At 70.2% G+C, this 23,154-nt stretch carries 21 protein-coding genes and 1 tRNA gene; 1 reads left to right on the forward strand and 21 read right to left on the reverse strand.

The window, feature by feature from the left end:
- Positions 1-2: 2 nt before the first annotated feature.
- Positions 3-620 carry an ANTAR domain-containing response regulator gene (locus IPV10_RS00415; RefSeq protein WP_025103469.1) on the reverse strand — a complete coding sequence of 206 codons (618 nt, stop codon included), beginning with the start codon at positions 618-620 and terminating at the stop codon, positions 3-5.
- Between the two features lie 100 nt (positions 621-720).
- Here IPV10_RS00415 and IPV10_RS00420 point away from each other — a divergent pair.
- Positions 721-806 (forward strand) — tRNA-Leu (locus IPV10_RS00420).
- Positions 807-831: 25 nt separating this feature from the next.
- Here IPV10_RS00420 and IPV10_RS00425 read toward each other — a convergent pair.
- From IPV10_RS00425 to rpoZ, 20 genes are all read right to left on the reverse strand, one after another.
- A complete protein-coding gene (locus IPV10_RS00425) occupies positions 832-1,698 on the reverse strand; it encodes a transposase (protein ID WP_207479191.1) in 867 nt (288 codons plus the stop codon).
- Between the two features lie 73 nt (positions 1,699-1,771).
- Positions 1,772-3,220, reverse strand: a complete 1,449-nt coding sequence (gene pyk / locus IPV10_RS00430) for a pyruvate kinase (protein ID WP_207479194.1) — start codon at positions 3,218-3,220, stop codon at positions 1,772-1,774.
- A gap of 55 nt (positions 3,221-3,275) precedes the next feature.
- The gene (locus tag IPV10_RS00435; RefSeq protein ID WP_207479196.1) at positions 3,276-4,742 is read right to left on the reverse strand and encodes a glutamate synthase subunit beta; all 1,467 of its coding nucleotides are present in this window, start codon (positions 4,740-4,742) and stop codon (positions 3,276-3,278) included.
- Entirely contained in the window at positions 4,735-9,282 is a 4,548-nt protein-coding gene (gltB, locus tag IPV10_RS00440; protein ID WP_242684460.1) for a glutamate synthase large subunit, read from the reverse strand. The genes IPV10_RS00435 and gltB overlap by 8 nt, the downstream gene beginning before the upstream one ends.
- A 111-nt stretch (positions 9,283-9,393) precedes the next feature.
- A complete protein-coding gene (gene lgt / locus IPV10_RS00445) occupies positions 9,394-10,434 on the reverse strand; it encodes a prolipoprotein diacylglyceryl transferase (RefSeq protein WP_207479199.1) in 1,041 nt (346 codons plus the stop codon).
- A gap of 10 nt (positions 10,435-10,444) precedes the next feature.
- Complete coding sequence (gene trpA / locus IPV10_RS00450) at positions 10,445-11,248, reverse strand: tryptophan synthase subunit alpha (RefSeq protein WP_207479202.1); 804 nt, start codon at positions 11,246-11,248, stop codon at positions 10,445-10,447.
- Entirely contained in the window at positions 11,245-12,480 is a 1,236-nt protein-coding gene (gene trpB / locus IPV10_RS00455) for a tryptophan synthase subunit beta (RefSeq protein ID WP_207479203.1), read from the reverse strand. The genes trpA and trpB overlap by 4 nt, the downstream gene beginning before the upstream one ends.
- Position 12,481: 1 nt before the next feature.
- The gene (gene trpC / locus IPV10_RS00460) at positions 12,482-13,255 is read right to left on the reverse strand and encodes an indole-3-glycerol phosphate synthase TrpC (protein WP_207479204.1); all 774 of its coding nucleotides are present in this window, start codon (positions 13,253-13,255) and stop codon (positions 12,482-12,484) included.
- The gene (locus IPV10_RS00465; RefSeq protein ID WP_207479206.1) at positions 13,255-13,485 is read right to left on the reverse strand and encodes an HGxxPAAW family protein; all 231 of its coding nucleotides are present in this window, start codon (positions 13,483-13,485) and stop codon (positions 13,255-13,257) included. Before IPV10_RS00465 ends, trpC begins: the two co-directional genes overlap by 1 nt.
- Positions 13,486-13,534: 49 nt before the next feature.
- On the reverse strand, positions 13,535-14,125 hold the full coding sequence (locus IPV10_RS00470) for a Trp biosynthesis-associated membrane protein (RefSeq protein ID WP_207479208.1): 591 nt from the start codon (positions 14,123-14,125) through the stop codon (positions 13,535-13,537).
- Entirely contained in the window at positions 14,122-14,514 is a 393-nt protein-coding gene (gene hisI / locus IPV10_RS00475) for a phosphoribosyl-AMP cyclohydrolase (protein ID WP_207479211.1), read from the reverse strand. Before hisI ends, IPV10_RS00470 begins: the two co-directional genes overlap by 4 nt.
- Positions 14,511-15,272, reverse strand: coding sequence for an imidazole glycerol phosphate synthase subunit HisF (hisF, locus tag IPV10_RS00480; RefSeq protein WP_207479213.1), 762 nt, complete (start codon positions 15,270-15,272; stop codon positions 14,511-14,513). The genes hisI and hisF overlap by 4 nt, the downstream gene beginning before the upstream one ends.
- On the reverse strand, positions 15,272-16,114 hold the full coding sequence (gene hisG / locus IPV10_RS00485; RefSeq protein WP_207479214.1) for an ATP phosphoribosyltransferase: 843 nt from the start codon (positions 16,112-16,114) through the stop codon (positions 15,272-15,274). The genes hisF and hisG overlap by 1 nt, the downstream gene beginning before the upstream one ends.
- A gap of 38 nt (positions 16,115-16,152) precedes the next feature.
- Positions 16,153-16,416: a phosphoribosyl-ATP diphosphatase gene (locus tag IPV10_RS00490; protein WP_207479216.1), complete on the reverse strand. Its 264-nt coding sequence runs from the start codon at positions 16,414-16,416 to the stop codon at positions 16,153-16,155.
- Positions 16,413-17,093 carry a ribulose-phosphate 3-epimerase gene (gene rpe / locus IPV10_RS00495; RefSeq protein WP_207479218.1) on the reverse strand — a complete coding sequence of 227 codons (681 nt, stop codon included), beginning with the start codon at positions 17,091-17,093 and terminating at the stop codon, positions 16,413-16,415. The genes IPV10_RS00490 and rpe overlap by 4 nt, the downstream gene beginning before the upstream one ends.
- A gap of 4 nt (positions 17,094-17,097) precedes the next feature.
- The gene (locus tag IPV10_RS00500) at positions 17,098-18,603 is read right to left on the reverse strand and encodes an RsmB/NOP family class I SAM-dependent RNA methyltransferase (RefSeq protein WP_207479219.1); all 1,506 of its coding nucleotides are present in this window, start codon (positions 18,601-18,603) and stop codon (positions 17,098-17,100) included.
- On the reverse strand, positions 18,600-19,517 hold the full coding sequence (gene fmt, locus IPV10_RS00505; RefSeq protein WP_207479221.1) for a methionyl-tRNA formyltransferase: 918 nt from the start codon (positions 19,515-19,517) through the stop codon (positions 18,600-18,602). The genes IPV10_RS00500 and fmt overlap by 4 nt, the downstream gene beginning before the upstream one ends.
- Positions 19,518-19,550: 33 nt before the next feature.
- A complete protein-coding gene (locus IPV10_RS00510) occupies positions 19,551-21,509 on the reverse strand; it encodes a primosomal protein N' (protein WP_207479223.1) in 1,959 nt (652 codons plus the stop codon).
- A gap of 52 nt (positions 21,510-21,561) precedes the next feature.
- Entirely contained in the window at positions 21,562-22,755 is a 1,194-nt protein-coding gene (gene metK, locus IPV10_RS00515) for a methionine adenosyltransferase (protein WP_207479224.1), read from the reverse strand.
- Between the two features lie 91 nt (positions 22,756-22,846).
- Positions 22,847-23,104 carry a DNA-directed RNA polymerase subunit omega gene (gene rpoZ, locus IPV10_RS00520; protein WP_207479226.1) on the reverse strand — a complete coding sequence of 86 codons (258 nt, stop codon included), beginning with the start codon at positions 23,102-23,104 and terminating at the stop codon, positions 22,847-22,849.
- Positions 23,105-23,154: the final 50 nt, after the last annotated feature.

The following is a 23,154-nucleotide window of genomic DNA, read 5'->3' on the forward strand; positions in this document are numbered from 1 at the left end:
CGCTACTTCTTGGGAGCCAGCTGCTCGATGATCGCCTTCGCGACGTCCTGCATGGTCAGACGGCGGTCCATCGACGCCTTCTGGATCCAGCGGAACGCCTCCGGCTCGCTGAGCCCCATCTTCTCGTTGAGAAGGCCCTTGGCCCTGTCGACGAGCTTGCGGGTCTCGAAGCGCTCGACCATGTCGGCGACCTCGGCCTCGAGCGTGATGATCTGCTCGTGGCGTGCCAGGGCGATCTCGATCGCCGGCAGCAGGTCGTTCGGGGTGAAGGGCTTGACGACGTAGGCGAGTGCACCGGCCTCGCTCGCCCGCTCGACGAGCTCCTTCTGGCTGAACGCCGTCAGCAGCACGACAGGAGCGATGTTCCCCTTGTGCAGCTTCTCGGCGGCGCTGATGCCGTCGAGCTGCGGCATCTTGACGTCCATGATGACGAGATCGGGACGCAGCTCCGTGGCCAGCGCCACCGCGGTCTCGCCGTCTCCGGCCTCACCGACCACGTCGAATCCGTTGTCGCGGAGGATCTCGACGATGTCGAGACGGATCAGCGATTCGTCCTCTGCGACGACGACGCGTCGGGGTGCGGATGCCGTGGGCTGCTCAGCCTGTTCTTGCTCGGTCACGTCTCCATCCTAGTGGAGACGTCACGTGTGCTTGCTGAAGGGACGGCGGCAGGCCGTCCGGTGCTGCCGCCTGCGCTAAAGTCGAAGACGCGACACACGAGCCGGCGTGGCGGAATGGCAGACGCGGAGCACTCAAAATGCTTTGTCCGAAAGGGCGTGTGGGTTCGAGTCCCACCGCCGGCACCATCTTGAGGCGAACGTCGATCCCGGGTCACCTCGGCGGGCGAGCATCCAGCCGGGCGCGGGCAGCCTCCGCGGCGCGTTCCGACTTCTCGACGCGCTCGGACGCGGCCGCCTCTCGCGTACGGATCTCGTCCAGTTCCTCGTGCACGCGGACGGCGTCCGCCCGCACCCGTTCCATCTCGGTCTCGAGCTCGGACAGCCGTGCCTCGAGGGACTGCGCGCGGTCCCCGAGCGTTCTGCGGCGCCGCTCGAGGTCCTGAGCCTCGCGCCTGGCCCGGGCGACCTCTTCATCGGCCGTCTTCGCGGCGAGCTCGGCCTGCTTGCGCTCCCGGCGCGCTGCGACCTCGTCCTCCGGCGGGGTCGCTCGCCGAGGGAATGCGACCGGGCCCCCGGCGACCGCATCCGAGAGGTCTGCGTCACCCGACCCCGACACCTCCAGCGGCCGGATCAGCCGCCCCGACGCGACCGCCGCCGCGGCATCCGCATCGAACATCGCGGCGTTGAGCGTCTCCTGAACGGCGTCGGTCGTCGCGGGCGTGATCCGCTCGCCGCGCGCACTCGCGAGCTCGGCGGCCTGCTCGGCGAGCCTGCGCACCAGCGCGCGCCGGTCCCGGTTCAGCGCCGTCATCGTCGCGGCATCCAGATCGGCCTGCGCCTCCCGCAGCGCCTCAGCGAGCTCGAGGGCCTCGCCGAGCTCCTCCGCGCGCTCCCGCGCGAAGACGTTGACCACCCATGCCGCGAGCAGCGGCTTGCGCAGGCCCTTGACTGCGGTTGCCAGAGCGGCATCCGCGATCGACTTCGCACGCGCATTCCGCGCCGCCGTGAACGCGTCCGGCAGAAGGCCGTAGAGCTCGACGGCGACTGCTTCGAGCGTGAGACCCTCGTCGCCTGCCATCGCCCCATTCTGCCCGACGCGGGGACGACAGAGGGGCGAGGCCGAAGCCCCGCCCCTCAGAACGACTGATGTGTCAGATGCCGGCCTTGTAGATCGGCGCAGCACCGCCGAGCGCATCGCCGACCTTGTGCACGCGGAGGTCGTTCGTGGATCCGATGATCCCGGGAGGGGATCCGGAGATCACGACGACCTTGTCGCCTTCGGCCGCCAGGCCGTTGCCGAGCAGGTAGTCGTCGACCTGGTGGTACATCAGGTCGGTGTGCTGCACCATCTCGACGAGGTTCGAGCGGATGCCCCAGGTGAGCGCCATGCGACGGCGGATGCCGGGCTCGGGGGTGAACGCGATCATCGGGATGCTGGAGCGCAGGCGCGAAAGACGACGCGCGGAGTCGCCCGACTGGGTGAACACGCACAGGAACTTCGCCTCGACGAACTCCGCGACCTCGAGGGCCGCGAGGGTGATCGCGCCGCCCTGCGTCTTCGGCTTGTTGGTCAGCGGCGCGATGCGCTCGAGACCGTGCTCCTCCGTGGACTCGATGATGCGCGCCATCGTCTCGACGACGACGACCGGGTACTCGCCGACGCTGGTCTCGCCGGAGAGCATCACGGCGTCCGCACCGTCGAGCACCGCGTTCGCGACGTCGGACGTCTCGGCGCGGGTCGGCACGGGGCTGCTGATCATCGACTCGAGCATCTGCGTCGCGACGATCACGGGCTTGGCGTTGCGGCGAGCGAGCTCGACGGCGCGCTTCTGCACGATCGGCACGGCCTCCAGGGGCAGCTCGACGCCGAGGTCGCCGCGGGCGACCATGATCCCGTCGAACGCGTCGACGATCTCCTCGAGCGCGTCGACGGCCTGCGGCTTCTCGATCTTGGCGATCACGGGGATCTTGACGCCCTCCTCCGCCATGATCTCGTGCACGCGCTCGACGTCCGATGCGTTGCGCACGAACGAGAGGGCGATGAGGTCGGCGCCGATGCGAAGGCCCCAGCGCAGGTCGTCTTCGTCCTTCTCGCTCAGGGCGGGGACGTTGACGGCCACGCCGGGCAGGTTGATGCCCTTGTTGTTCGACACCGCGCCGGCGACGATCACCTTGGTGGTCACAGTGACACCGTCGGTCTCGACGACCTCGACGCGGACCTTGCCGTCGTCGATGAGCAGGAAGTCCCCGGGCTTGACGTCGTTGGGCAGGCCCTTGAACGTGGTGCCGCAGATGTCCTTGTTGCCGATGATGTCCTCGGTGGTGATCTTGAAGATGTCACCGGCCGCGAGCTCGTAGGGGCCGTTCTCGAACCGGCCGAGGCGGATCTTCGGGCCCTGCAGGTCGACGAGCACGGCGACGGCGCGCCCAGCGTCGTCGGCGGCACGGCGCACGTTGGCGTAGTTCGCGTCGTGCACGGAGTAGTCACCGTGGCTGAGGTTCAGACGGGCGACGTCCACCCCGGCTTCGATGATCGCTCGCACGTTTTCATACGACGAGGTGGCGGGACCAAGGGTGGCGACGATTTTCGCGCGTCTCAACAGATTCTCCAGAGTGAGAGGGGGATAGAAATCAGGCGACGGTGCCGGGCTCAGCCTACGCGGGCTGGAGACCGATGGCGACATCATCCGGTCGCACGGGCTCGGGCAGCACGGTCTCGCCCATCAGGAACCGGTCGACGTTCGCCGCTGCGGCGCGTCCTTCCGCGATCGCCCAGACGATGAGCGACTGCCCGCGTCCGGCATCGCCGGCCACGAACACGCCGGGGACCGTCGACTCGTAGGACGAGTCGCGCTGGAAGGCGCCGCGATCGGTCACCTGCGGCCGGGTCTCCTCGGTGTAGGCGTCGACCTCGGGACCGGTGAAGCCCATCGCGATCAGCACGAGATCTGCGGGGATCTCCCGCTCGCTGCCGCTCTTGGGCACGCGCCGTCCGTCGATGTACTCGGTCTCGGCCACGCGCAGGGAGCGGACCTCGCCGACCTCGTTGGCGAGGAACTCGACGGTCGACGCGAGGAAGACACGCTCGCCGCCCTCTTCGTGCGCCGACTGCACCTCGAAGACCGTTGGCATCATCGGCCAGGGCTGGTGGCCGGGCCGCTCGGTGCCCGGCTGCTTGCCGATCGCGAGGTTCGTGACGCTGAGCGCACCCTGACGGTGGGCGGTGCCGATGCAGTCGGCGCCCGTGTCGCCACCGCCGATGACGATGACGTGCTTGCCCTCTGCGGTGATCTGCTCCGGGACCTTGTCGCCCGCGACCGCGTGGTTCGACTCGACGAGGTACTCCATGGCGAAGTGCACGCCGTCGAGGTCGCGCCCCGGGATGGGCAGATCGCGCGGCACGGTCGAGCCGGTGGCGATCACCACCGCGTCGTAGCGTGCCCGCAGGTCCGGCCAGGAGATGTCCTTGCCGATCTCGACGCCGGCACGGAAGCGGGTGCCCTCCTCCTGCATCTGGCGCAGTCGGGATTCGAGCTGCCCCTTCTCCATCTTGAAGTCGGGGATGCCGTACCGGAGGAGGCCGCCGATGCGGTCGTCCCGCTCGAAGACGGCGACGGTGTGGCCGGCCCTGGTGAGCTGCTGCGCGGCGGCGAGGCCGGCAGGGCCCGAGCCGACGACGGCGACGGTCTTGCCGGTGAGACGTGCAGGCGGCTGCGGCTCGACCCAGCCCTTGGCGAAGGCCTCGTCGATGATCGAGACCTCGATCTGCTTGATCGTGACCGCGGGCTGGTTGATGCCGAGCACGCACGAGCTCTCGCACGGGGCGGGGCACAGCCGCCCGGTGAACTCCGGGAAGTTGTTGGTCGCGTGCAGGCGATCGATCGCCGCACGGCCCTCGCCGCGCCAGGTGAGGTCGTTCCACTCCGGGATCAGGTTGCCCAGGGGGCAGCCCTGGTGGCAGAACGGGACGCCGCAGTCCATGCAGCGTCCGGCCTGGCGCCGCAGCACCGCCTGATCGCCCGGCTCATAGACCTCTTTCCAGTCCATGATGCGCACCGGAACGGGGCGGCGCTTGGGAAGCTCACGCTCGGTGACCTTCAGAAAACCTTTGGGATCAGCCACCGGTCACCTCCAGGATGCGGTTCCAGACGATGTCGCCGTCGGGATCGATGCCCTCGGCCTCTGCCTCCTCGCGCATGCTGCGCACGGCGGCGAAGTCACGCGGGAGCACCTTCACGAACTCGGCTGCGGTCTCCTCGAACCGCGCCAGGATGTCTGCGCCGAGCGGGGACGCCGTGCGCTCCACATGCTCGGCGATCAGGCTGCGCAGCACCTCGAGGTCGGCACGGTCCAGCTGCTCCAGCCGGAGCTCGCCGCTGCCGAGGGACTGCGCGTTGATCTTGCCGGTGTCGAGGGAGCGGACGTACGCCACTCCCCCGGACATGCCGGCGCCGAAGTTGCGTCCGGTCGAGCCCAGGATCACGGCGAGCCCGCCGGTCATGTACTCGAGCGCGTGGTCGCCGACGCCTTCGACGACGGCGGTCGCCCCGGAGTTGCGGACCAGGAACCGCTCGCCTACCACGCCCGAGATGAACATGGTGCCCGAGGTCGCGCCGTAGCCGATGACGTTGCCGGCGATCACGTTCTCGTGCGGGGCGATCGACGATCCCCGCGGCGGGCGGATCGTGATGTCACCACCCGAGAGGCCCTTGCCGACGTAGTCGTTCGCGTCGCCCTCGAGCCGGAGGATGATGCCGGACGGGAGGAACGCTCCGAGCGACTGGCCGGCCGTGCCGTTCAGCGTGACGTCGATCGTCTCCTTCGGCAGTCCGGTCGCGCCGTGGCGCGAGGTGACCTGATGACCCAGCATCGTGCCGACGGCACGCTCGGTGTTCGCGATCGGCAGCGTCACCTTGACCGGCTCGCCGTTCAGGAGAGCGTCCTTCGCGATGTCGATGAGCTGGACGTCGAAGTGCTTCTCGAGCTCGTGGTCCTGCGCACGGCCGCTGCGGCGAGGCTCGCCGGCCGGGAAGGCCGGCCCCTCGAGCACCGGCGTGAGATCGAGGCCATCGGTCTTCCAGTGCTCGACCGCGGCATCCATCTCGAGCAGTTCGGCGCGGCCGACGATCTCGTCGATCGAGCGGAAGCCGAGCTCCGCGAGCAGCTCGCGGACCTCCTCGGCGATGAACTCCATGAAGTTCACCACGAACTCCGGCTTGCCGGTGAAGCGCTCACGCAGCACGGGGTTCTGCGTGGCGACGCCGACGGGGCAGGTGTCCAGGTGGCAGACGCGCATCATGATGCAGCCGCTGACCACGAGCGGAGCCGTGGCGAAACCGAACTCCTCGGCTCCGAGCAGCGCGCCGATGATCACGTCGCGGCCGGTCTTGAGCTGCCCGTCGACCTGCACGACCACGCGATCGCGCATGCCGTTGAGCATGAGGGTCTGCTGCGTCTCGGCGAGGCCGAGCTCCCACGGGGTGCCGGCGTGCTTGAGCGAGTTCAACGGGCTCGCACCGGTGCCGCCGTCGTGGCCTGACACCAGGATCACGTCGCTGAGCGCCTTCGCGACACCGGCCGAGACTGCGCCGATGCCTGACTGGCTGACGAGCTTCGTGTGGATGCGCGCCTCGGGGTTCGCCCGCTTCAGGTCGAAGATCAGCTGCTTGAGGTCCTCGATCGAGTAGATGTCGTGGTGCGGCGGCGGGGAGATGAGTCCGACGCCTGCCGTCGCGTGCCGCGTGCGCGCCACCCACGGATAGACCTTGGTCGGGGGCAGCTGACCGCCCTCGCCGGGCTTGGCGCCCTGGGCGAGCTTGATCTGGATGTCATCCGACTCGGTCAGGTAGAGGCTGGTGACGCCGAAGCGCCCGGAGGCCACCTGCTTGATGGAGCTGCGACGCACCGGGTCGACCAGGCGGTCCGGGTCCTCCCCGCCCTCGCCGGTGTTCGACTTGCCGCCGATCCGGTTCATCGCGATCGCGAGCGTCTCGTGCGCCTCCTTGGAGATGGAGCCATAGCTCATCGCACCGGTGGAGAAGCGCTTGACGATCGCGGAGACGGGCTCGACCTCGTCGAGCGGCACGGGCCTGCGCGTGCCGGTGCGCAGCCTGAACAGGCCGCGGAGGGTCTTCAGCTCCGAGGCCTGGTCGTCGACCAGCCGGGTGTACTCGCGGAAGATGTCGTAGCGCCGCTCACGGGTGGCGTGCTGCAGCTTGAACACCGTCTCCGGGTTGAAGAGGTGCGGTGAGCCGTCGCGGCGCCACTGGTACTCTCCGCCGGTCCAGAGGCGCTCATGCGCCCTGGCGGCCGCGTCCTCGGGGTAGGCGTAGTCGTGGCGCGCCTGGTTCTCGGCGAACACCTCTTCGATGCCGATGCCGCCGAGCTTGGACTCGGTGCGCGTGAAGTACGCGTCGATGAACTCCTGGCTGAGACCGACCGCCTCGAAGACCTGGGCGCCCGCATACGACGAGACCGTCGAGATGCCCATCTTCGACATGATCTTCAGCACGCCCTTGCCGAGCGCGTAGATGAGGTTCCGAACCGCCTTCTCCGGCGTGATCCCGGTGATGTAGCCGGTGCGCACGAGGTGCTCGACCGTCTCCATCGCCAGGTACGGGTTGATCGCCGAGGCGCCGTAGCCGATCAGCGTCGCGACGTGGTGCACCTCGCGGACGTCTCCGGCCTCGACGATCAGGCCGACCTTCATCCGGTTCTCGCGGCGGATCAGGTGGTGATGCACCGCCGAGACCATGAGCAGCGACGGGATCGGGACGAGGTCCTTGTTCGAGTCGCGGTCGGACAGGATGATGAACTCCGCGCCCTGCTCGATCGCCTCGTCGACCTCGGCGCACATCTCCGTGAGGCGCTCCTGGAGCGTGTGGGATCCGGCGTCGAAGTGGTACAGGCCCTTGATCGTGACGCTGGAGCGATCGGGAAGCGCCTTGTCGATGTGGCGGATCTTCGCGAGCTCGTCGTTGTCGATGACCGGGAAGTCGAGAGACACCGTCCTGGTGTGCTCGGGTCCCCAGGTGAGCAGGTTGCTCTCCGGGCCGAGGCCGAGCTTCAGGCTGGTGACGACCTCTTCGCGGATCGAGTCGAGCGGCGGGTTGGTGACCTGCGCGAACTGCTGCGTGAAGTAGTCGAACAGCAGGCGCGGCCGCTTGCTGAGCACGGCGATGGGGGTGTCGGAGCCCATCGCGCCGAGAGGCTCGACGCCGGTCTGCCCCATCGGGGTCAGCAGGATCCGCACCTCCTCCTCGGTGTAGCCGAACGTGCGCTGACGCCGCGTGATCGACGCCGGCGGGTGCACGATGTGCTCGCGCTCCGGGAGGTCGGCGAGACGTACCGCGCCGGCATCCAGCCATTCCTGCCACGGGTGCATGGCGGCCAGGTCGTGCTTGATCTCCTCGTCCTCGACGATCCGTCGCTGAGAGGTGTCGACGAGGAACATCTTGCCCGGCTGCAGACGACCGCGGCGCTTGATGCGCTCCGGCTCGAACTGCAGCACGCCGGTCTCGGAGCCGATCACGACGAGGCCGTCGGTCGTCTCGGTCCAGCGTCCCGGCCGCAGGCCGTTGCGGTCCAGGGTCGCGCCGACGAGCGTGCCGTCGGTGAAGATGAGCGCGGCCGGGCCGTCCCACGGCTCCATCTGGTTCGAGTGGTAGTCGTAGAACGAGCGCAGTTCCGGCGAGATGTCGGACTGCTTCTCGTACGCCTCCGGAACCATCATCATGATGGCGTGCGGGAGGCTGCGACCGGTGAGGGTGAGCAGCTCGAGGACCTCGTCGAAGGAGGCCGAGTCGCTGGCGCCGTCGGTGCAGATCGGAAGGAGCGGGGCGATGTCGCCGAGCAGCTCGGACTCGAGCTGCGACTGACGTGCGCGCATCCAGTTGCGGTTGCCGCCGACCGTGTTGATCTCGCCGTTGTGCGCGAGCATGCGCAGCGGCTGCGCGAGCGGCCAGGACGGGAACGTGTTGGTCGAGTAGCGCGAGTGCACGACAGCCAGCTCGGACATGAACCGCTCGTCCTGCAGGTCGGGGTAGAACGGCTCGAGCTGCAGCGTCGTGACCATGCCCTTGTAGCCGAGGGTGCGGCTGGACAGCGACACGAAGTACGCGCCCAGCTCGTGCCCAGCGCGCTTGCGGAGGCGGTACGCGACCCGGTCCAGGGCGATGCCGGTGAGAGGTGCGTCGGCGAGCGTCGCTCCGCCGGCGCTGACGAACAGCTGCTCGAACGCGGGGCGCGCCTCGTCGGCGAGCTTGCCGAGGTGCTCGTTGACCGTCGGGACCTCGCGCCAGCCGAGGACGCGCAGGCCCTCGGCGCGGGCGATCTTCTCGATCCCGGCCTTCTGTTGACGGCGCTGGCTCGAATCGCGCGGCAGGAACCCGAGTCCGACGGCGTACTCGCCGACCGGCGGCAGTTCGAACGCGGTGACCGCGCGCAGGAACTCGTCGGGCATCTGGGTCAGGATGCCCGCGCCGTCACCGGTGCCGGCATCCGACCCGATCGCACCGCGGTGCTCCAGGTTGCGCAGCGCCTCGAGTGCCAGCGCGATGATGTCGTGCCCTGCTTCGCCGCGCAGTGTCGCGACCATGGCGAGGCCACAGGCGTCCTTCTCGAACGCGGGGTTGTACATGCCCTGCTTGGGAGGGAGATTCATCCCGGCAGTGGGGCGGAGGTCGCTTGATGCCATGCGGTACCGTCCTCAGATCTTCAGATGACCCGGGGACGTCATTGGCCGGGTGGATGGGAGGTCCTCACGGACCGGTGGCTATCGGGTGCCTGCCGTGTCCGTGGGAGCGGTGCTTGTGGCGCTGGCTCCTGCGGTGATTTCTTCGGCCGGAGGCTCGCTCAGGTCGACGAATTCTGGGGGATTGTCCTGCGATTCTACATCAGCGTCGAGATCGCGCCGTTCACGACCCGGCTGGTAGGGAGAAGGCTCCAGTCCGGGGTGACGGCGGTTCTGCACGGCGAGGATCGCGAGACCCACGACGACGCCGATGATCGCGGCCCACACGTTGCTGCGGAGTCCGAGGATGATCTCGCTCGGGTCGATCCGGATGGATTCCCACACGATGCGGCCGGCGCTGTACCAGATCAGGTAGATCGCGAAGAGGCGGCCCCACTGCAGCGAGGTGGCCTTGCGGCTCAGCCACAGCAGGACGATCACGCCGAGCCCGTTCCACAGGACCTCGTAGAGGAAGGTCGGGTGGAACAGCGTGCCCTCGGGAAGGCCGGGAGGGAACGCGGCGTTGTCGGAGGGGATCTCCAGCCCCCACGGCATGTCGGTGGGGAGCCCGTAGAGCTCCTTGTTGAACCAGTTGCCGAAGCGGCCCATGGCCTGCGCGAGCAGGAGCCCGGGTGCGAGGGCGTCGGCGAAGGTCCAGAAGCGGATGCCGGTCCACCGGCATCCGAGGTACGCGCCGATCGCGCCGCCGATGAGGGCGCCGAAGATGGCGATGCCGCCCTCCCAGATCGCCCACACCGAGCCGGGCTCGAACGGGTTCCAGGTGTTCTTGCCCTCGCCGAAGTAGAAGCCGGGGTGGGTGAGCACGTGGAAGATGCGTGCGCCGATGATGGCGATCGGCACCGCGAGGATCGAGATGTCGACCACGACCCACGGCTCCGCCCCGCGCCTGGTCAGGCGGTGGTTGGTCAGCAGCACGGCGGCGATGATGCCGGCGATGATGCAGAGCGCGTAGAAGTGGATCCGGAGGTTCCAGTCGAAGATCGGGATGTCGATGTACGAGACGGGAGGGCTCGGGATGCTGGCGAGCACGCCGGTGAAGGTGCTGTGGAGCGCGAGGGACATGAGTGCGATTCTAGTTCTCGTGTACGGGGCGCGCCGACGACGTGCCGACGGCCAGGGTTCGGGTGACCTCGGCGAGGGCGGGGATGCCGCCGTCGCGGAGTGCGCGGACGAGCGCCGTGCCGACAATGGCTCCGTCGGCGTACTCGGAGACGCCGGCGATCTGCTCGGCGGTGGATATCCCGATGCCGACGCAGGCGCGCGTCGCTCCGTGCTCGCGGAGACGCCCGACGAGCGTGCGCGCGGCGCGGTCGAGCTCCGCGCGCTCACCGGTGATGCCCATCGTGGACACGGTGTACACGAAGCCGGTGGACGACGAGACGACCAGGTCGAGGCGCTCGTCCGATGACGTCGGCGCCGCCAGGAACACGCGGTCGAGGCCGGTGCGCTCGCTCGCGGCGATCCACTCCCCTGCGACCTCCGGCGTGATGTCGGGGGTGATCAGGCCGGCGCCGCCCGCGGCGAGCAGGTCGTCGGCGTACCGGTCGACGCCGTACTGGAACACCGGGTTCCAGTAGGTCATCACCAGCACGGGGACGTCGGTCGCGGCGGTGATCGCGCGGACGGCGGTGAACAGGTCCTTCATCCTGAAGCCGGCGGCCAGTGCCGCGGTGGTGGCCTCCTGGATGACCGATCCGTCCATCACCGGGTCGCTGTAGGGCGGGCCGAGCTCGATGATGTCGACGCCGTTCTCGGCGAGGGCGATGGCCGCCTGGATGCTCGTCTCCAGATCGGGGAAGCCGACGGGGAGATAGCCGACGAAGGCGCTGCGTCCTGCCGCCTCCGCCTTCCGGATGGCGTCTTCGACGCGACTCACTGTGCGGCCTCCGCGTCGTCGTACAGCTCGAAGTAGCGGGCTGCGGTGTCCATGTCCTTGTCGCCGCGACCGGAGAGGCACACGGCCAGCAGGGCGTCAGGGCCCATCTCCCGTCCGAGGCGGAGTGCGCCGGCCAGGGCGTGCGCCGACTCGATCGCGGGGATGATGCCCTCGGTGCGGCTGAGCAGGCGCAGCGCCTGCATGGCCTCGTCATCCGTCGCGGGGATGTACTCGGCGCGTCCGATGTCGGCGAGCCAGGAATGCTCGGGGCCGACGCCGGGGTAGTCGAGACCCGCGGAGATCGAGTGCGACTCGATCGTCTGGCCGTCCTCGTCCTGCAGGACGTACGTCTTGGCACCGTGCAGGATGCCGGGACGGCCGCGTTCGATGGACGCGGCGTGGTTCGGGGTGTCGACGCCGTCTCCTGCCGCCTCGACGCCGAAGAGCTTGACGCCCGCGTCGTCCAGGAACGCGTCGAACATGCCGATCGCGTTGGAGCCGCCGCCGACGCAGGCGATCACGGCGTCCGGGAGCCGGCCGACCTCGTCGAGCAGCTGCTGGCGCGCCTCCTCGCCGATGATCTTCTGGAAATCGCGCACCATCGCGGGGAACGGGTGCGGACCCGCCGCGGTGCCGAAGATGTAGTTGGTGGTCTCGACCGAGGCGACCCAGTCGCGGTAGGCGTCGTTGATCGCGTCCTTGAGCGTGCGGGAGCCCGAGGTGACGGGGATGACCTCGGCGCCGAGCAGGCGCATGCGCGCCACGTTGAGCGCCTGCCGCTGCGTGTCTACCTCGCCCATGTAGATCGTGCAGTCGAGGCCGAAGAGCGCGGCCGCGGTCGCGGTGGCCACGCCGTGCTGGCCAGCGCCCGTCTCGGCGATCACGCGGGTCTTGCCGAGGCGCTTGGTGAGCAGGGCCTGGCCGAGGACGTTGTTGATCTTGTGCGAGCCGGTGTGGTTGAGGTCCTCGCGCTTGAGGAACACCCTCGCCCCGCCCGCGTGCTCCGCGAACCTGGCGACCTCGGTGAGCGGCGACGGCCGGCCGGCGTACGAGCTCAGGAGCGCGGCCAGTTCGGCGCGGAACGCCGGATCGGCGATCGCCTCGGCGTAGGCCTCGGTGAGCTCGTCGATCGCGGCGATGAGGGACTCGGGCATGTAGCGTCCGCCGTAGTCGCCGAACAGCGGACCGTGCTGGTCGCGGAGGCTCCCCTCCGGCCGGTCGTTGCTGGTCACTTCAGACCTCCAGGAAGCTCTTGAGCGTTGCCACGGGGTCGCCCGTGACGAGGGCCTCCCCGATCAGGACGACCTCCGCACCCGCGGAGCGGTAGTGCGCGACATCGGCGGGTGTGAGCACGGCGGATTCGGCGATCTTCACCGCGGAGGCCGGGATGCGGTCGACGAGACGGCCGAACAGGTCGCGGTCGAGCTCGAGCGTCTTCAGATCGCGGGCGTTCACGCCGATCAGGGGCGAGCCCAGATCGATCGCGGCCTCGAGCTCGTCGGCGGAGTGCGTCTCGACGAGCGGCGTCATGCCGAGCTCGGTGATGAAGCCGAAGAGGTCGCGGAGCACCTGGGGCTCGAGCCCCGCCACGATCAGCAGGACGAGGTCAGCGCCCGCCGCACGCGCCTCGAGCACCTGGTAGCGGTTCGCGATGAAGTCCTTGCGGAGCACCGGCAGCGAGACGCGTGCGGTCACGGCCTCGAGGTCGGCGAGGCTGCCGCCGAAGCGGCGCTCCTCGGTGAGCACGCTGATCGCCGAAGCGCCGCCCGTCTCGTACAGCGAGGCCTGCAGCGCCGGATCGGGGATCTCAGCGAGGGCGCCGCGGGACGGGCTCGCGCGCTTGACCTCGGCGATGATCCTGACCCGATCGGCCGGGGCCAGGAAGGACAGGGCGTCCTTCGCCGCCGGGCGGGCGAGCGCGGCGCGCTCGACCTCGGCCAGGGGTCGGGTGAGGGCGCGACGCTCGGCGTCTGCGACTGCGCCGGCCGTCAGGTCGGCGAGGACCATTAGTGGCCCTTCGGCGAGTACTTGGGACCCTTCACGCCGTAGCCGGCCCTCGCGAGCACCCAGCCCGCGATCGCGCCGATGAGGATGATGCCGACGGACGCCCAGACGAGGGCGGGCTGCTCGAAGCAGTATGCGACCGTACCGGCGGTGAAGCCGACGAGCATGATGATCACAGCGGTCCAGGCCGCAGGCGAGTGTCCGTGGCCGGGGTCGGCGATCGGGTTGGTCATGTTCTCCTCCGGGGGACGACGTGCTGGATCGGGGATCAGTCTATCGGGGTCAGCGCGTCGGATCGGTTCCGCGGGACAGGTCGTCCCAGGAATCCACGGCGTCGACGGGACCGGCGCTCGGCCCGGTCGGCGCGGCAACGGTCCGATAGCGACGGCCGCCGCTTCGCCAGGAGCGCCAGGTGAGCACGGTGACCACGGCGGCTGCCAGCAGGACGACCCAGCCGACGAGCGCCAGCGCCGGCCACGCGGACGGCACGATCGCCGACATCAGATCCGACAGTGCCTCGGGGCCCGCGAGCCCCGTCGTCTCGGTGACGGTCGAGGCCACCGCGCTCACCGGCGCCGTCAGCAGCAGCTGCGCCGTCGTCCAGCCGAGGAACAGGGCCGCGGCGGCTGCGACGATGCCGAAGACGAGCCGCAGGATCGGGCCGACGATCGACAGCGCGGCGCCGAGCGCGAGCACGGCGAGGCTGAGGGGGGCGAGCAGCGGCAGAGCGGATGCTCCGGGGACGAGGATCGCCTCGCCTGCGTCAGCGCGCTCGATCGTCAGCCACGTCTGCGTCGAGGAGATGATGCCCACCGCTCCCGCGAGCAGGAAGCCGGAGACGGCGATCGAGCGTCCTCTTCGCGCCAGGCTCATGCGACGGAGCTCCCGGGCGTCGCGCCGAGGTCGGTGGTGTCGAAGCAGGTGCGCGTGCCGGTGTGGCAGGCCGGCCCCGTCTGCTCGACGAGGAGCAGGATCGCGTCGCCGTCGCAGTCCAGGCGGGCCTCGCGGACGACCTGGATGTTGCCCGATGTGTCGCCCTTTCGCCAGTACTCCTGCCGGGAGCGCGACCAGTAGACCGCGCGTCCAGTGGTGAGCGATCGGCGCAGCGCCTCGGCATCCACCCAGGCGAGCATCAGCACCTCACGGGTGTCCCACTGCTGCACGATCACCGGGGCGAGGCCGTCCGCGTTGAAGACGACCTGGGCGATCCTCTGGTCGACGGTGCTCGGGGCGTCAGGCTCCGGGCGCTCGGATGTGCTCACCGGACCAGCACCCCCTCGGCGCGGAGCGCCTCCTTGACATCGCCGACGGTGAGCATGCCCGTGTGGAACACGCTCGCCGCGAGCACGGCATCCGCTCCGGCCTTGATCGCCGGGGCGAAATGCTGCACGGCGCCGGCTCCGCCTGAGGCGATCACCGGCACGGAGGCCGCCTCGCGCATGAGGCGGACGAGTTCGAGGTCGAACCCGTCGCGCGTGCCGTCGGCGTCGATCGAGTTCACGAGCAGCTCTCCGGCCCCGCGCTCGGCACCCTCCCGCGCCCAGGCGACCGCGTCGAGAGTCGTCTGCGTGCGCCCGCCGTGCGTCGTGACGACGTACCCGGAGGGCGCCGTCTCCGCGCGCTTCACGTCGAGCGAGAGCACGAGCACCTGGGCGCCGAAGCGGTCGGCGATCTCGCCGATCAGCTCGGGACGCGCGATCGCTGCGGAGTTCACGCCGACTTTGTCGGCGCCGACCGCGAGCAGCCGTGACACGTCGTCGACGCTGCGCACTCCCCCGCCGACCGTCAGCGGCACGAAGACCTGCTCGGCGGTGCGCTGCACCACGTCGTAGGTCGTGGCCCGCGCGTCGACCGTCGCGGTGACGTCGAGGAACGTGATCTCGTCGGCACCCTGCTCCGCATAGTGCCGGGCGAGCTCGACCGGGTCGCCCATGTCGCGGAGGTTCTCGAAGTTGACGCCCTTGACGACGCGGCCAGCGGCCACGTCGAGGCACGGGATGACCCGGCTGGCGAGGGCCATCAGAGCCTCGCGTTGTGGATGGCAGTGACAAGGATCGCCCTGGCGCCGAGGGCGTAGAGCTCGTCCATCACCTGGTTGACCCTGGTGCGCGAGACCATGACGCGCACGGCGACCCATTCGGGGTCGCGCAGCGGCGAGACCGTGGGCGACTCGATGCCGCCGGCGATCTTCACCGCGTCGTCCAGGAGCGCCACCGGGAGGTCGTAGTCGATCATCACGAACCGGCGGGCGACCATCACGCCGCGCAGGCGGCGCAGCAGAGTCTCGGATCCCTCGGCGTCCGAAGGGCCGGCGATCAGCACGGCCTCCGACTCGAGGATCACGGGGCCGAAGACCTCGAGACCCGCCTGGCGGAGAGTCGTGCCGGTCTCCACGACGTCGGCGACCGCGTCGGCGACGCCGAGGCGCACAGCCGACTCCACGGCGCCGTCGAGCGGCACCAGATCGACGGCGATCCCGCGCTCGTCGAGGAACGCGTCGACGAGCCCGGGGTACGACGTCGCGATGCGCACCCCGTCGAGCTCGGTCAGCTCGCCGAAGCGGCCCGAGGGCGCGGCGAAGCGGAAGGTCGAGCCCGCGAAGCCGAGTGCCTCGATCTCACGGGCACCCGGCATCCGGGCGTCGAGGAGCAGGTCGCGTCCGGTGATGCCGACATCGAGGGCGCCGGAGCCGACGTAGGTGGCGATGTCCTTGGGACGGAGGTAGAAGAACTCGACGCCGTTGACCGGGTCGGCGATGTGCAGGTCCTTGGAGTCACGGCGTCCGGTGTAACCGGCCTCCGCGAGCATCTCGGCGGCGGTCTCGGAGAGAGAGCCCTTGTTGGGAACAGCGATGCGCAGCATGAACAGCCTTCAGATCGGATCGGATGTGGCGGAGCGCATCACAGATGTCGGTAGACGTCCTGCAGGCTCAGGCCCTTGGCGATCATCATCACCTGCAGGTGGTACAGCAGCTGGGAGATCTCCTCGGCCGCCGCCTCGTCGGACTCGTACTCCGAGGCCATCCAGACCTCGGCGGCCTCCTCGACGATCTTCTTGCCGATCGTGTGCACACCGCCGTCGAGCTCTGCCACAGTTCCCGACCCCTCGGGGCGGGTCTCGGCCTTGACGCTGAGCTCGGCGAACAGCTCGTCGAAAGTCTTCACGGTTCCAGGCTACCGGCTCTTGCCAGGTCTCTGAGCCGGGTGACGGCGGCCTCGATGTCGTCGGCGCCGTAGACGGCGGAGCCCGCGACGAAGGTGTTCGCGCCCGCCGCCGCGGCGATCTCGATCGTGCTGTCCGAGATGCCGCCGTCGACCTGGAGCCAGACGTCCGATCCTCGGCGCTTCGCCTCGTCGGCGAGTGCGCGGAGCTTCGGCATGGTCTCGGGCATGAACCCCTGTCCGCCGAACCCCGGCTCGACCGTCATGACGAGGATCTGGTCGAACTCGTCGAGGATCTCGAAGAGCCCGTCAGCGGGTGTGCCTGGTTTGATGGCGACGCCCGCGCGCGCGCCGATGTCGCGCAGGCGCCGAGCCAGCGCGATCGGGTCGGCGGCCGCCTCGAGGTGGAAGGTGACGCTCGCAGCCCCGAGCTCCGCATACCCGGGCGCCCACCGGTCGGGGTCGCTGATCATCAGGTGCACATCGAGCGGGATCGGGCTCGTCGCCTGGATGCGCTCGACCATCTGCGGCCCGAACGTGAGGTTCGGGACGAAGTGGTTGTCCATGACATCGACGTGGGCGAAGTCGGCCGTCGCGATCTTCGCGAGGTCGCGCTGCATGTTGACGAAGTCGGCGGCGAGGATGCTGGGGTTGATGCGCGGCGCGTCAGGCAGGTGCATGTGGTCAGTCTTCCTTCTGATCGGGTGCTGTCGTCTGATCGGGGGCCGTGCGCTGCAGGAGAGCGAGGAACATGGCGTCGGTGCCGTGGCGGTGCGGCCAGAGTTGGACGCGCCCGGAGCCGTCCGTGCCGAGGTCGAGTGGCGCGTCGGCCACGCCCGCCATCACCGCACGCGCATCGAGCTCCGTGATGTCCGTGCGCCCGCGGAGGACCTCCTGGACGACACCCGTCGTCTCGGCGAGGTGCGGCGAGCACGTCGCGTACGCGACGATTCCTCCCGGTGCGAGCGCGTCGATCGCGGCGCCCAGCAGATCGACCTGCAGCGGCACGAGATCGGCCACATCCGCCGGGGACTTCCGCCATCGCGCCTCCGGTCGGCGCCGCAGGGCGCCGAGGCCGGTGCAGGGGGCGTCGACCAGGATGCGGTCGAACCCTCCGAGGTGCTCGGCCGCGAGCTGCCGTCCGTCCAGCTCGTGCACGACCACGTCACCGGGAACGGCACGCAGAGCGCTGCGCACGAGCCGGGCACGCGTGGGGACGATCTCGTTCGCCTCCAGGGTGACGTCGTGGGTTCGGGCGATCGCCGCGAGCAGCGCCGTCTTGCCGCCGGGGCCGGCGCAGAGATCGAGCCAGCGCTCGCCCTCGCGGATCGGCGCGGCCGCGGTCAGTGCGAGCGCGACGAGCTGGGAGCCCTCGTCCTGCACGCGGATCGTCCCGCCGGATGCCGCGACCACGCGATGCGGGTCGCCGCCCGGAGAGGCGAACGCGGTCGGCGCATAGGGGCGCCGGGGCTCCCCCGGCACGGCGAGGCCCGGGAGTGCGACGAGGGTCACCTCGGGTGAGGCGTTGTCGGCTTCGAGGAGCGCCTCCAGCTCGTCCACCCTGCCCTCGGCGGACAGTGCCCGCCGCAGCGCCCTGATCACCCACACCGGGTGCGCCGAGCGCAGTGCGAGCCGCTCGTCGTCCGAACGGGCGGCCTGCTCGATGCGCTCCTGCCACTGCCCCGGCGTCTCCCGCGAGATGCGGCGGAGCACCGCGTTCGCGAAGCTCGCAGCGCCCCTGCCCTTGACGGCGCCGACGAGGTTCACCGACTCGTTGACCGCCGCGTGCGAGGCCACGCGCGTCGCGAGGAGCTGGTGCGCGGCCAGGCGGAGGGCGTCCAGCACGGCAGGATCGATGTCGGCGATCTCGCGATCCGCGGCGGCCGCGATGATCGCGTCGTAGGTGCCACGGCGCCGCAGCGTGCCGTAGGCGAGCTCGGTCGCGAGCGCCGCATCCTGCGTATCGAGCCCCGCCTCGGCGATGGCCGAAGGGAGCACGAGATTCGCGTACGCGTCGGATTCCGACACGGCGCGCAGCACGTCGTACGCGACGCGGCGGGCAGGCTGGACCGTGCGCGAGGGTTCCCTCCGGCTCTGGCCGGAGCGCGCCTGGCCACGATTGCCCTGATCGCGGCCGCCCTGGCCTCGGCCGTTCCGGGGAGAGCGCTCGTCGCGCTGCCGGCCGCTCATGAACCCGCTCGCAGGCTCTCGACGCCACGCTGTCCGCGCCACCAGTCGACCGCGTTCATCGCGCCCTTCCCTGCGGGCTGCACGCGTGCGACGGCCAGCGGAGACGTCCCGGTCCCGATGAGGACGTGCGTCTTCGTCGCGACGATCTCGCCCGGTTCCAGGGGCGATTCGGTGCTCGGCAGCGCCTCCAGCACCTTCAGCCGGAGTCCGTCGATCGCCGTGTGCGCTCCCGGCTCCGGGGTGACGCCGCGGAACCGGGCGAAGACCTGCTCCACAGGCTGCGTCCAGTCCAGCTCGCCGTCGGCGAGCGTCAGCTTCGGTGCCAGCGTCGGCTCGCCCTCCTGCGGCACGGCACGCGCCGTGCCGTCCCCGATGGCGGCGACGACGTCGGCCGTCAGCTCGGCGCCGTCGGCTGCGAGCGCCTCGAGCGCGGCATCCGCCGTCTCGTCGGCCGCCACGTCGACGACGCGGGAGGCGAAGACGTCGCCGGCATCCAGCGCCGGGACCAGCTGGAACACGCTGGCACCCAGCTCCGGGTCACCCGCGATGAGCGCCCGCTGCACCGGGGCCGCGCCCCGCCATTGCGGGAGCAGCGAGAAGTGGAGGTTGATCCAGCCGTGGGCAGGTGTCGAGAGCAGCGGCTCCCGCACCAGCCCGCCGTACGCGACGATGACGCCGAGGTCGGCGTCGAGCGCGGCGATCGCGGCCGTCACCTCCTCATCGAGCCGGGCGGCCTTGATCACGCGCAGGCCGAGCTCTGCGGCCGCTGCTGCGGTGGGCGACGGCGTGAGCACGCGCTTGCGGCCCAGCGGCGCATCGGGTCGCGTGACGACCGCAGCGATGTCGTGCTCTGCCGCGAGGCGGCGGAGCGTGGGGACGGCGGCCGACGGCGTGCCGGCGAAGACGAGGCGCATGAAGGTTCTCCGGATGGATGGCGGCTGAGGGGATCAGAGCTCTGGATCGAGGATATCGAGACGCACCGCGAGCGGGATGCGCGTGTTCCTGCCCCTGCCCCGACGGCTCGCCACCGCCTCGGCGACGACGGCCGCGCGCAGCACGGTCGAGACGCGCGCACCGGCACCGTAGTCGAAGCGCACGAGCGCACGCACCCTCGGCGGCAGGTCGTCGGATTCGACGGGCACCGGGCCGAGGACGGCATCCGACGGCAGCGAGAGCTCGCCGAGGGAGGCGAGCGCTCGGCCCACTGCTGCCGAGGTGCCTTCCACGAGAGCCACCCGTGCGGCCGGCGGCATGTGCAGCGGGGCGCGCTCGCTCAGTTCCGTCCGGGCGTAGGCGGCCTGGTTCCAGGTGGCGAAGGCGCGCGCGATCTGCCCGTCGACGCCCACGAGGTGCACGGGTGCGCCGGGAGCTGCGAGGGCGGCGGCGTTCGACCACCATCGAAGGCACGCCTCGCCGACCCGCAGATCCGGTGCCTGCAGCATCCGCGGACCGTCAAGGAGCACGACCGCCCGGTATCCCCCGTCGGCGAGCGGCTCGGCTCCGCGTGTCGCGACCACGAGAGAGGGCTTGTCCGCCACGTGCGCGACCGGGTGCGCGCTGTCGGCGACGATGACGCGGATGCCGGGGAACGCCTTCCCGAGCTCGTCGGCCGTGCGCTCGCTGCCGGAGGACGCCAGCCGCAGCTGCGTGGAGGAGCACGCGGGGCACGCCCACGCCCTGGCGCCCCTGCCGCACCAGCCGCACACCGGCACCGCACCGCGATGCTTCGCTCCCAGCGGCCCGCCGCAGTGCGCGCACCGCGCAGGGGCCCTGCACCCGGCGCACACCAGCGAGGGCGCGAACCCGGGGCGCGACACCTGCACGAGCACCGGTCCGTCCGCGGCCGCAGCGCGGGCGGACAGGAACGCCGATGACGGCATCCGCTGCGCCGTGGGGAGCTCCATCTCCTGAGGGGTGCTCAGGATCACCCGCGGCAGCACGCGTCTGGCCGCCCTGACATCCTGCAGCCAGCCGTGCGCGACGAGGCGCTCGACATCGGTTGTGCGGGTGTGACCCGCGAGAAGCAGCGCCGAACCCTCCTGCTCCTGACGCAGAAGAGCGGCGTCCCTGGCGTTGACGTACGGCGCCAGCGGCTCGGCGAGAAGGGGATCTCCGTCATCCCAGATCGCCACCAGCCCCGCTGTGACCGGCGCGTAGACCGCGGAGCGGTTGCCGATCACGATGCACGGCGCATCCTCGAGGGTCCGCAGGAAGGCGCGGTACCGGTCGGGGTTCGCCTGACGGGAGTCGAACCTGACCACGGACTCGGACGGCACGAGTTCCGCGAGTGCGTCGATGAGACGGTCCAGATCGCGGTGATCCGGCACCACCAGCACGGTCGATCTCCCGGCGGCAAGCATGTGCGCGGCCGAGGCCGCGAGCGTCGCCGCCCAGCCCGGCATGCCGTCCTGCAGCACCGGGATCGCCTCGACCGCAGCTCGCCCGCCGTCATCGAGGGCGGCGGCGAGACCGTCGTAGGCCTCCACGATCGTCGTCGCACGAGCGAGCGCGGCCTCCTCGGGCACGACCGCGGCAGAGGAGGCGGTCCAGGCCTTCTCGACGCGGACCTGCCGCTTCGGGATCACGAGCCGGAGGATGTCGGATGCCGACCCCGCCGCCCGGTCCGCGACGCGCCGCGCCAGGCGGTACAGCCGGTCGGGGAGCACGGAGACCGGGGAGACGACGCTCTCGACCTCGGACAGCGGCCGATCGGCGTCGTCCTCGGTATCGAGTTCGACGACGTAGCCGTCCAGCAGGCGGCCGGCGGTGCGCAGCGGCACGCGGATTCGCGCCCCGAGCGGCACATCGCCGAGCTCGGCCGGAAGCGCGTAGTCGAACAGCCGATCCAGCTGAGGCAGCGGCGAGTCCAGGAGCACGCGCGCGATGCGCCTGCTCTGCGTCGTCATCAGCGGACCGTCGATCGGCCGAACCCCGTCATCGGCGGGAGCCGATCGATCGTCACAGTCCGGCGGCGCGCCGCAGCTCTTCGACGCGGTCGGTGCGCTCCCAGGTGAAGTCGGGGAGCTCGCGGCCGAAGTGCCCGTATGCGGCGGTCTGCGCGTAGATCGGACGCAGCAGGTCGAGCTGCTCGATGATCGCCTGCGGGCGGAGGTCGAACACGTCGGTGATGGCGCGGATGATGACTTCGTCAGACACCTTGCCGGTGCCGAAGGTCTCGACATACAGGCCGACGGGGCGCGCGACGCCGATCGCATACGCGACCTGGACCTCGAGCCGGTCGGCGAGTCCCGCGGCGACCGCGTTCTTCGCGACCCAGCGCGTGGCATACGCGCCGGAGCGGTCGACCTTCGACGGGTCCTTGCCGCTGAAGGCGCCGCCGCCGTGGCGGGCTGCTCCCCCGTAGGTGTCGATGATGATCTTCCGGCCGGTGAGCCCCGCGTCGCCCTTGGGGCCTCCGGTGACGAACGGCCCGGCGGGATTGATGTAGTACGTGACGTCGTCGAGGTCGAGTCCGGTGCCGGCGAGGATCGGGTCGATCACGTGCTCGCGCACCTGCGCCTTGATCTCGTCCTGCGAGATGTCGGGGTTGTGCTGCGTGGACAGCACGATCGCGTCGACCGTCTTCGGGGTGAACCCCTCGTAGCCGAGGGTGACCTGGGTCTTCCCGTCCGGGCGGAGGAACGGCAGCAGACCGGACCGGCGGACCTCGGTGAGGCGCTCGGCGATGCGGTGCGCGGTCCACGCGGCCATCGGCATCAGCTGCGGGGTCTCGTTGGTCGCGAACCCGAACATGATGCCCTGATCGCCGGCGCCGAGGGCGTCGAGCGGATCGACCGAGCCGCCGTCACGGTGCTCCTGGGCGTTGTCGACGCCGTGCGCGATGTCGGTGGACTGCTCGCCCACCGAGACGCTGACGCCGCACGAGTCGCCGTCGAAGCCGGTGTCGCTCGAGGTGTAGCCGATGCCGTTGACGACCTGACGCACGATCGTGGGGATGTCCACGTACGCCTCGGTGCGGATCTCACCGGCGACGTGAACGAGCCCGGTGGTGACCAGAGTCTCGACCGCGACGCGCGAGCCCGGGTCCTTCCCGATCAGCCCGTCCAGGATGCTGTCAGAGATCTGGTCGCAGATCTTGTCCGGATGCCCTTCGGTGACGGACTCGGACGTGAACAGACGCAGGGCGCTCATCGGTGCTCCAGAACGGGGTCGGACGGTGAAAGGGGGCTGACCCCATTCTGGACCGCGCCCCCGACATGCCGGGCGGCGCGGTCATCGGGTGTCACTCGACGTGACGGAGGCGGAGCTTGTCCTCGTTGATCTCGTGCAGCGCGATGGTGAGCGGCTTGTCCTCGACGGAGGAGTCGACCAGCGGGCCGACGTTGTCGAAGAGGTTGCCCTCGTGCAGGTCGGAGTAGTAGTCGTTGATCTGGCGCGCGCGCTTGGCGGCGTAGATCACGAGCTCGTACTTGGAGTCGACACGGTCGAGCAGGTTGTCGATGGGGGGATCGATGATGCCGTTCTTGTGGTGTCCGGCCATGGTGGGACCTCCTGATCAGGCGACGGGATCGTCGCGAAGACGGTGCAATG

This window comes from Microbacterium sp. SD291, from assembly GCF_017355365.1.
Lineage (GTDB): Bacteria > Actinomycetota > Actinomycetes > Actinomycetales > Microbacteriaceae > Microbacterium.

Bases quoted from the DNA above. Each gene is read 5' to 3' on its own strand.
- IPV10_RS00510 (WP_207479223.1), bottom strand. From the start codon at position 21,509: ATGACGACGCAGAGCAGGCGCATCGCGCGCGTGCTCCTGGACTCGCCG.
- IPV10_RS00470 (WP_207479208.1), bottom strand. From the start codon at position 14,125: ATGAGCCTGGCGCGAAGAGGACGCTCGATCGCCGTCTCCGGCTTCCTG.
- IPV10_RS00425 (WP_207479191.1), bottom strand. From the start codon at position 1,698: ATGGCAGGCGACGAGGGTCTCACGCTCGAAGCAGTCGCCGTCGAGCTC.
- rpoZ (WP_207479226.1), bottom strand. From the start codon at position 23,104: ATGGCCGGACACCACAAGAACGGCATCATCGATCCCCCCATCGACAAC.
- hisG (WP_207479214.1), bottom strand. From the start codon at position 16,114: ATGCTGCGCATCGCTGTTCCCAACAAGGGCTCTCTCTCCGAGACCGCC.
- rpe (WP_207479218.1), bottom strand. From the start codon at position 17,093: ATGCACCTGCCTGACGCGCCGCGCATCAACCCCAGCATCCTCGCCGCC.
- fmt (WP_207479221.1), bottom strand. From the start codon at position 19,517: ATGCGCCTCGTCTTCGCCGGCACGCCGTCGGCCGCCGTCCCCACGCTC.
- gltB (WP_242684460.1), bottom strand. From the start codon at position 9,282: ATGAATCTCCCTCCCAAGCAGGGCATGTACAACCCCGCGTTCGAGAAG.
- IPV10_RS00500 (WP_207479219.1), bottom strand. From the start codon at position 18,603: ATGAGCGGCCGGCAGCGCGACGAGCGCTCTCCCCGGAACGGCCGAGGC.
- lgt (WP_207479199.1), bottom strand. From the start codon at position 10,434: ATGTCCCTCGCGCTCCACAGCACCTTCACCGGCGTGCTCGCCAGCATC.
- hisF (WP_207479213.1), bottom strand. From the start codon at position 15,272: ATGGCCCTCGCCAGCCGGGTCATCCCGTGCCTCGACGTGGCCGCTGGC.
- metK (WP_207479224.1), bottom strand. From the start codon at position 22,755: ATGAGCGCCCTGCGTCTGTTCACGTCCGAGTCCGTCACCGAAGGGCAT.
- IPV10_RS00465 (WP_207479206.1), bottom strand. From the start codon at position 13,485: ATGACCAACCCGATCGCCGACCCCGGCCACGGACACTCGCCTGCGGCC.
- trpC (WP_207479204.1), bottom strand. From the start codon at position 13,255: ATGGTCCTCGCCGACCTGACGGCCGGCGCAGTCGCAGACGCCGAGCGT.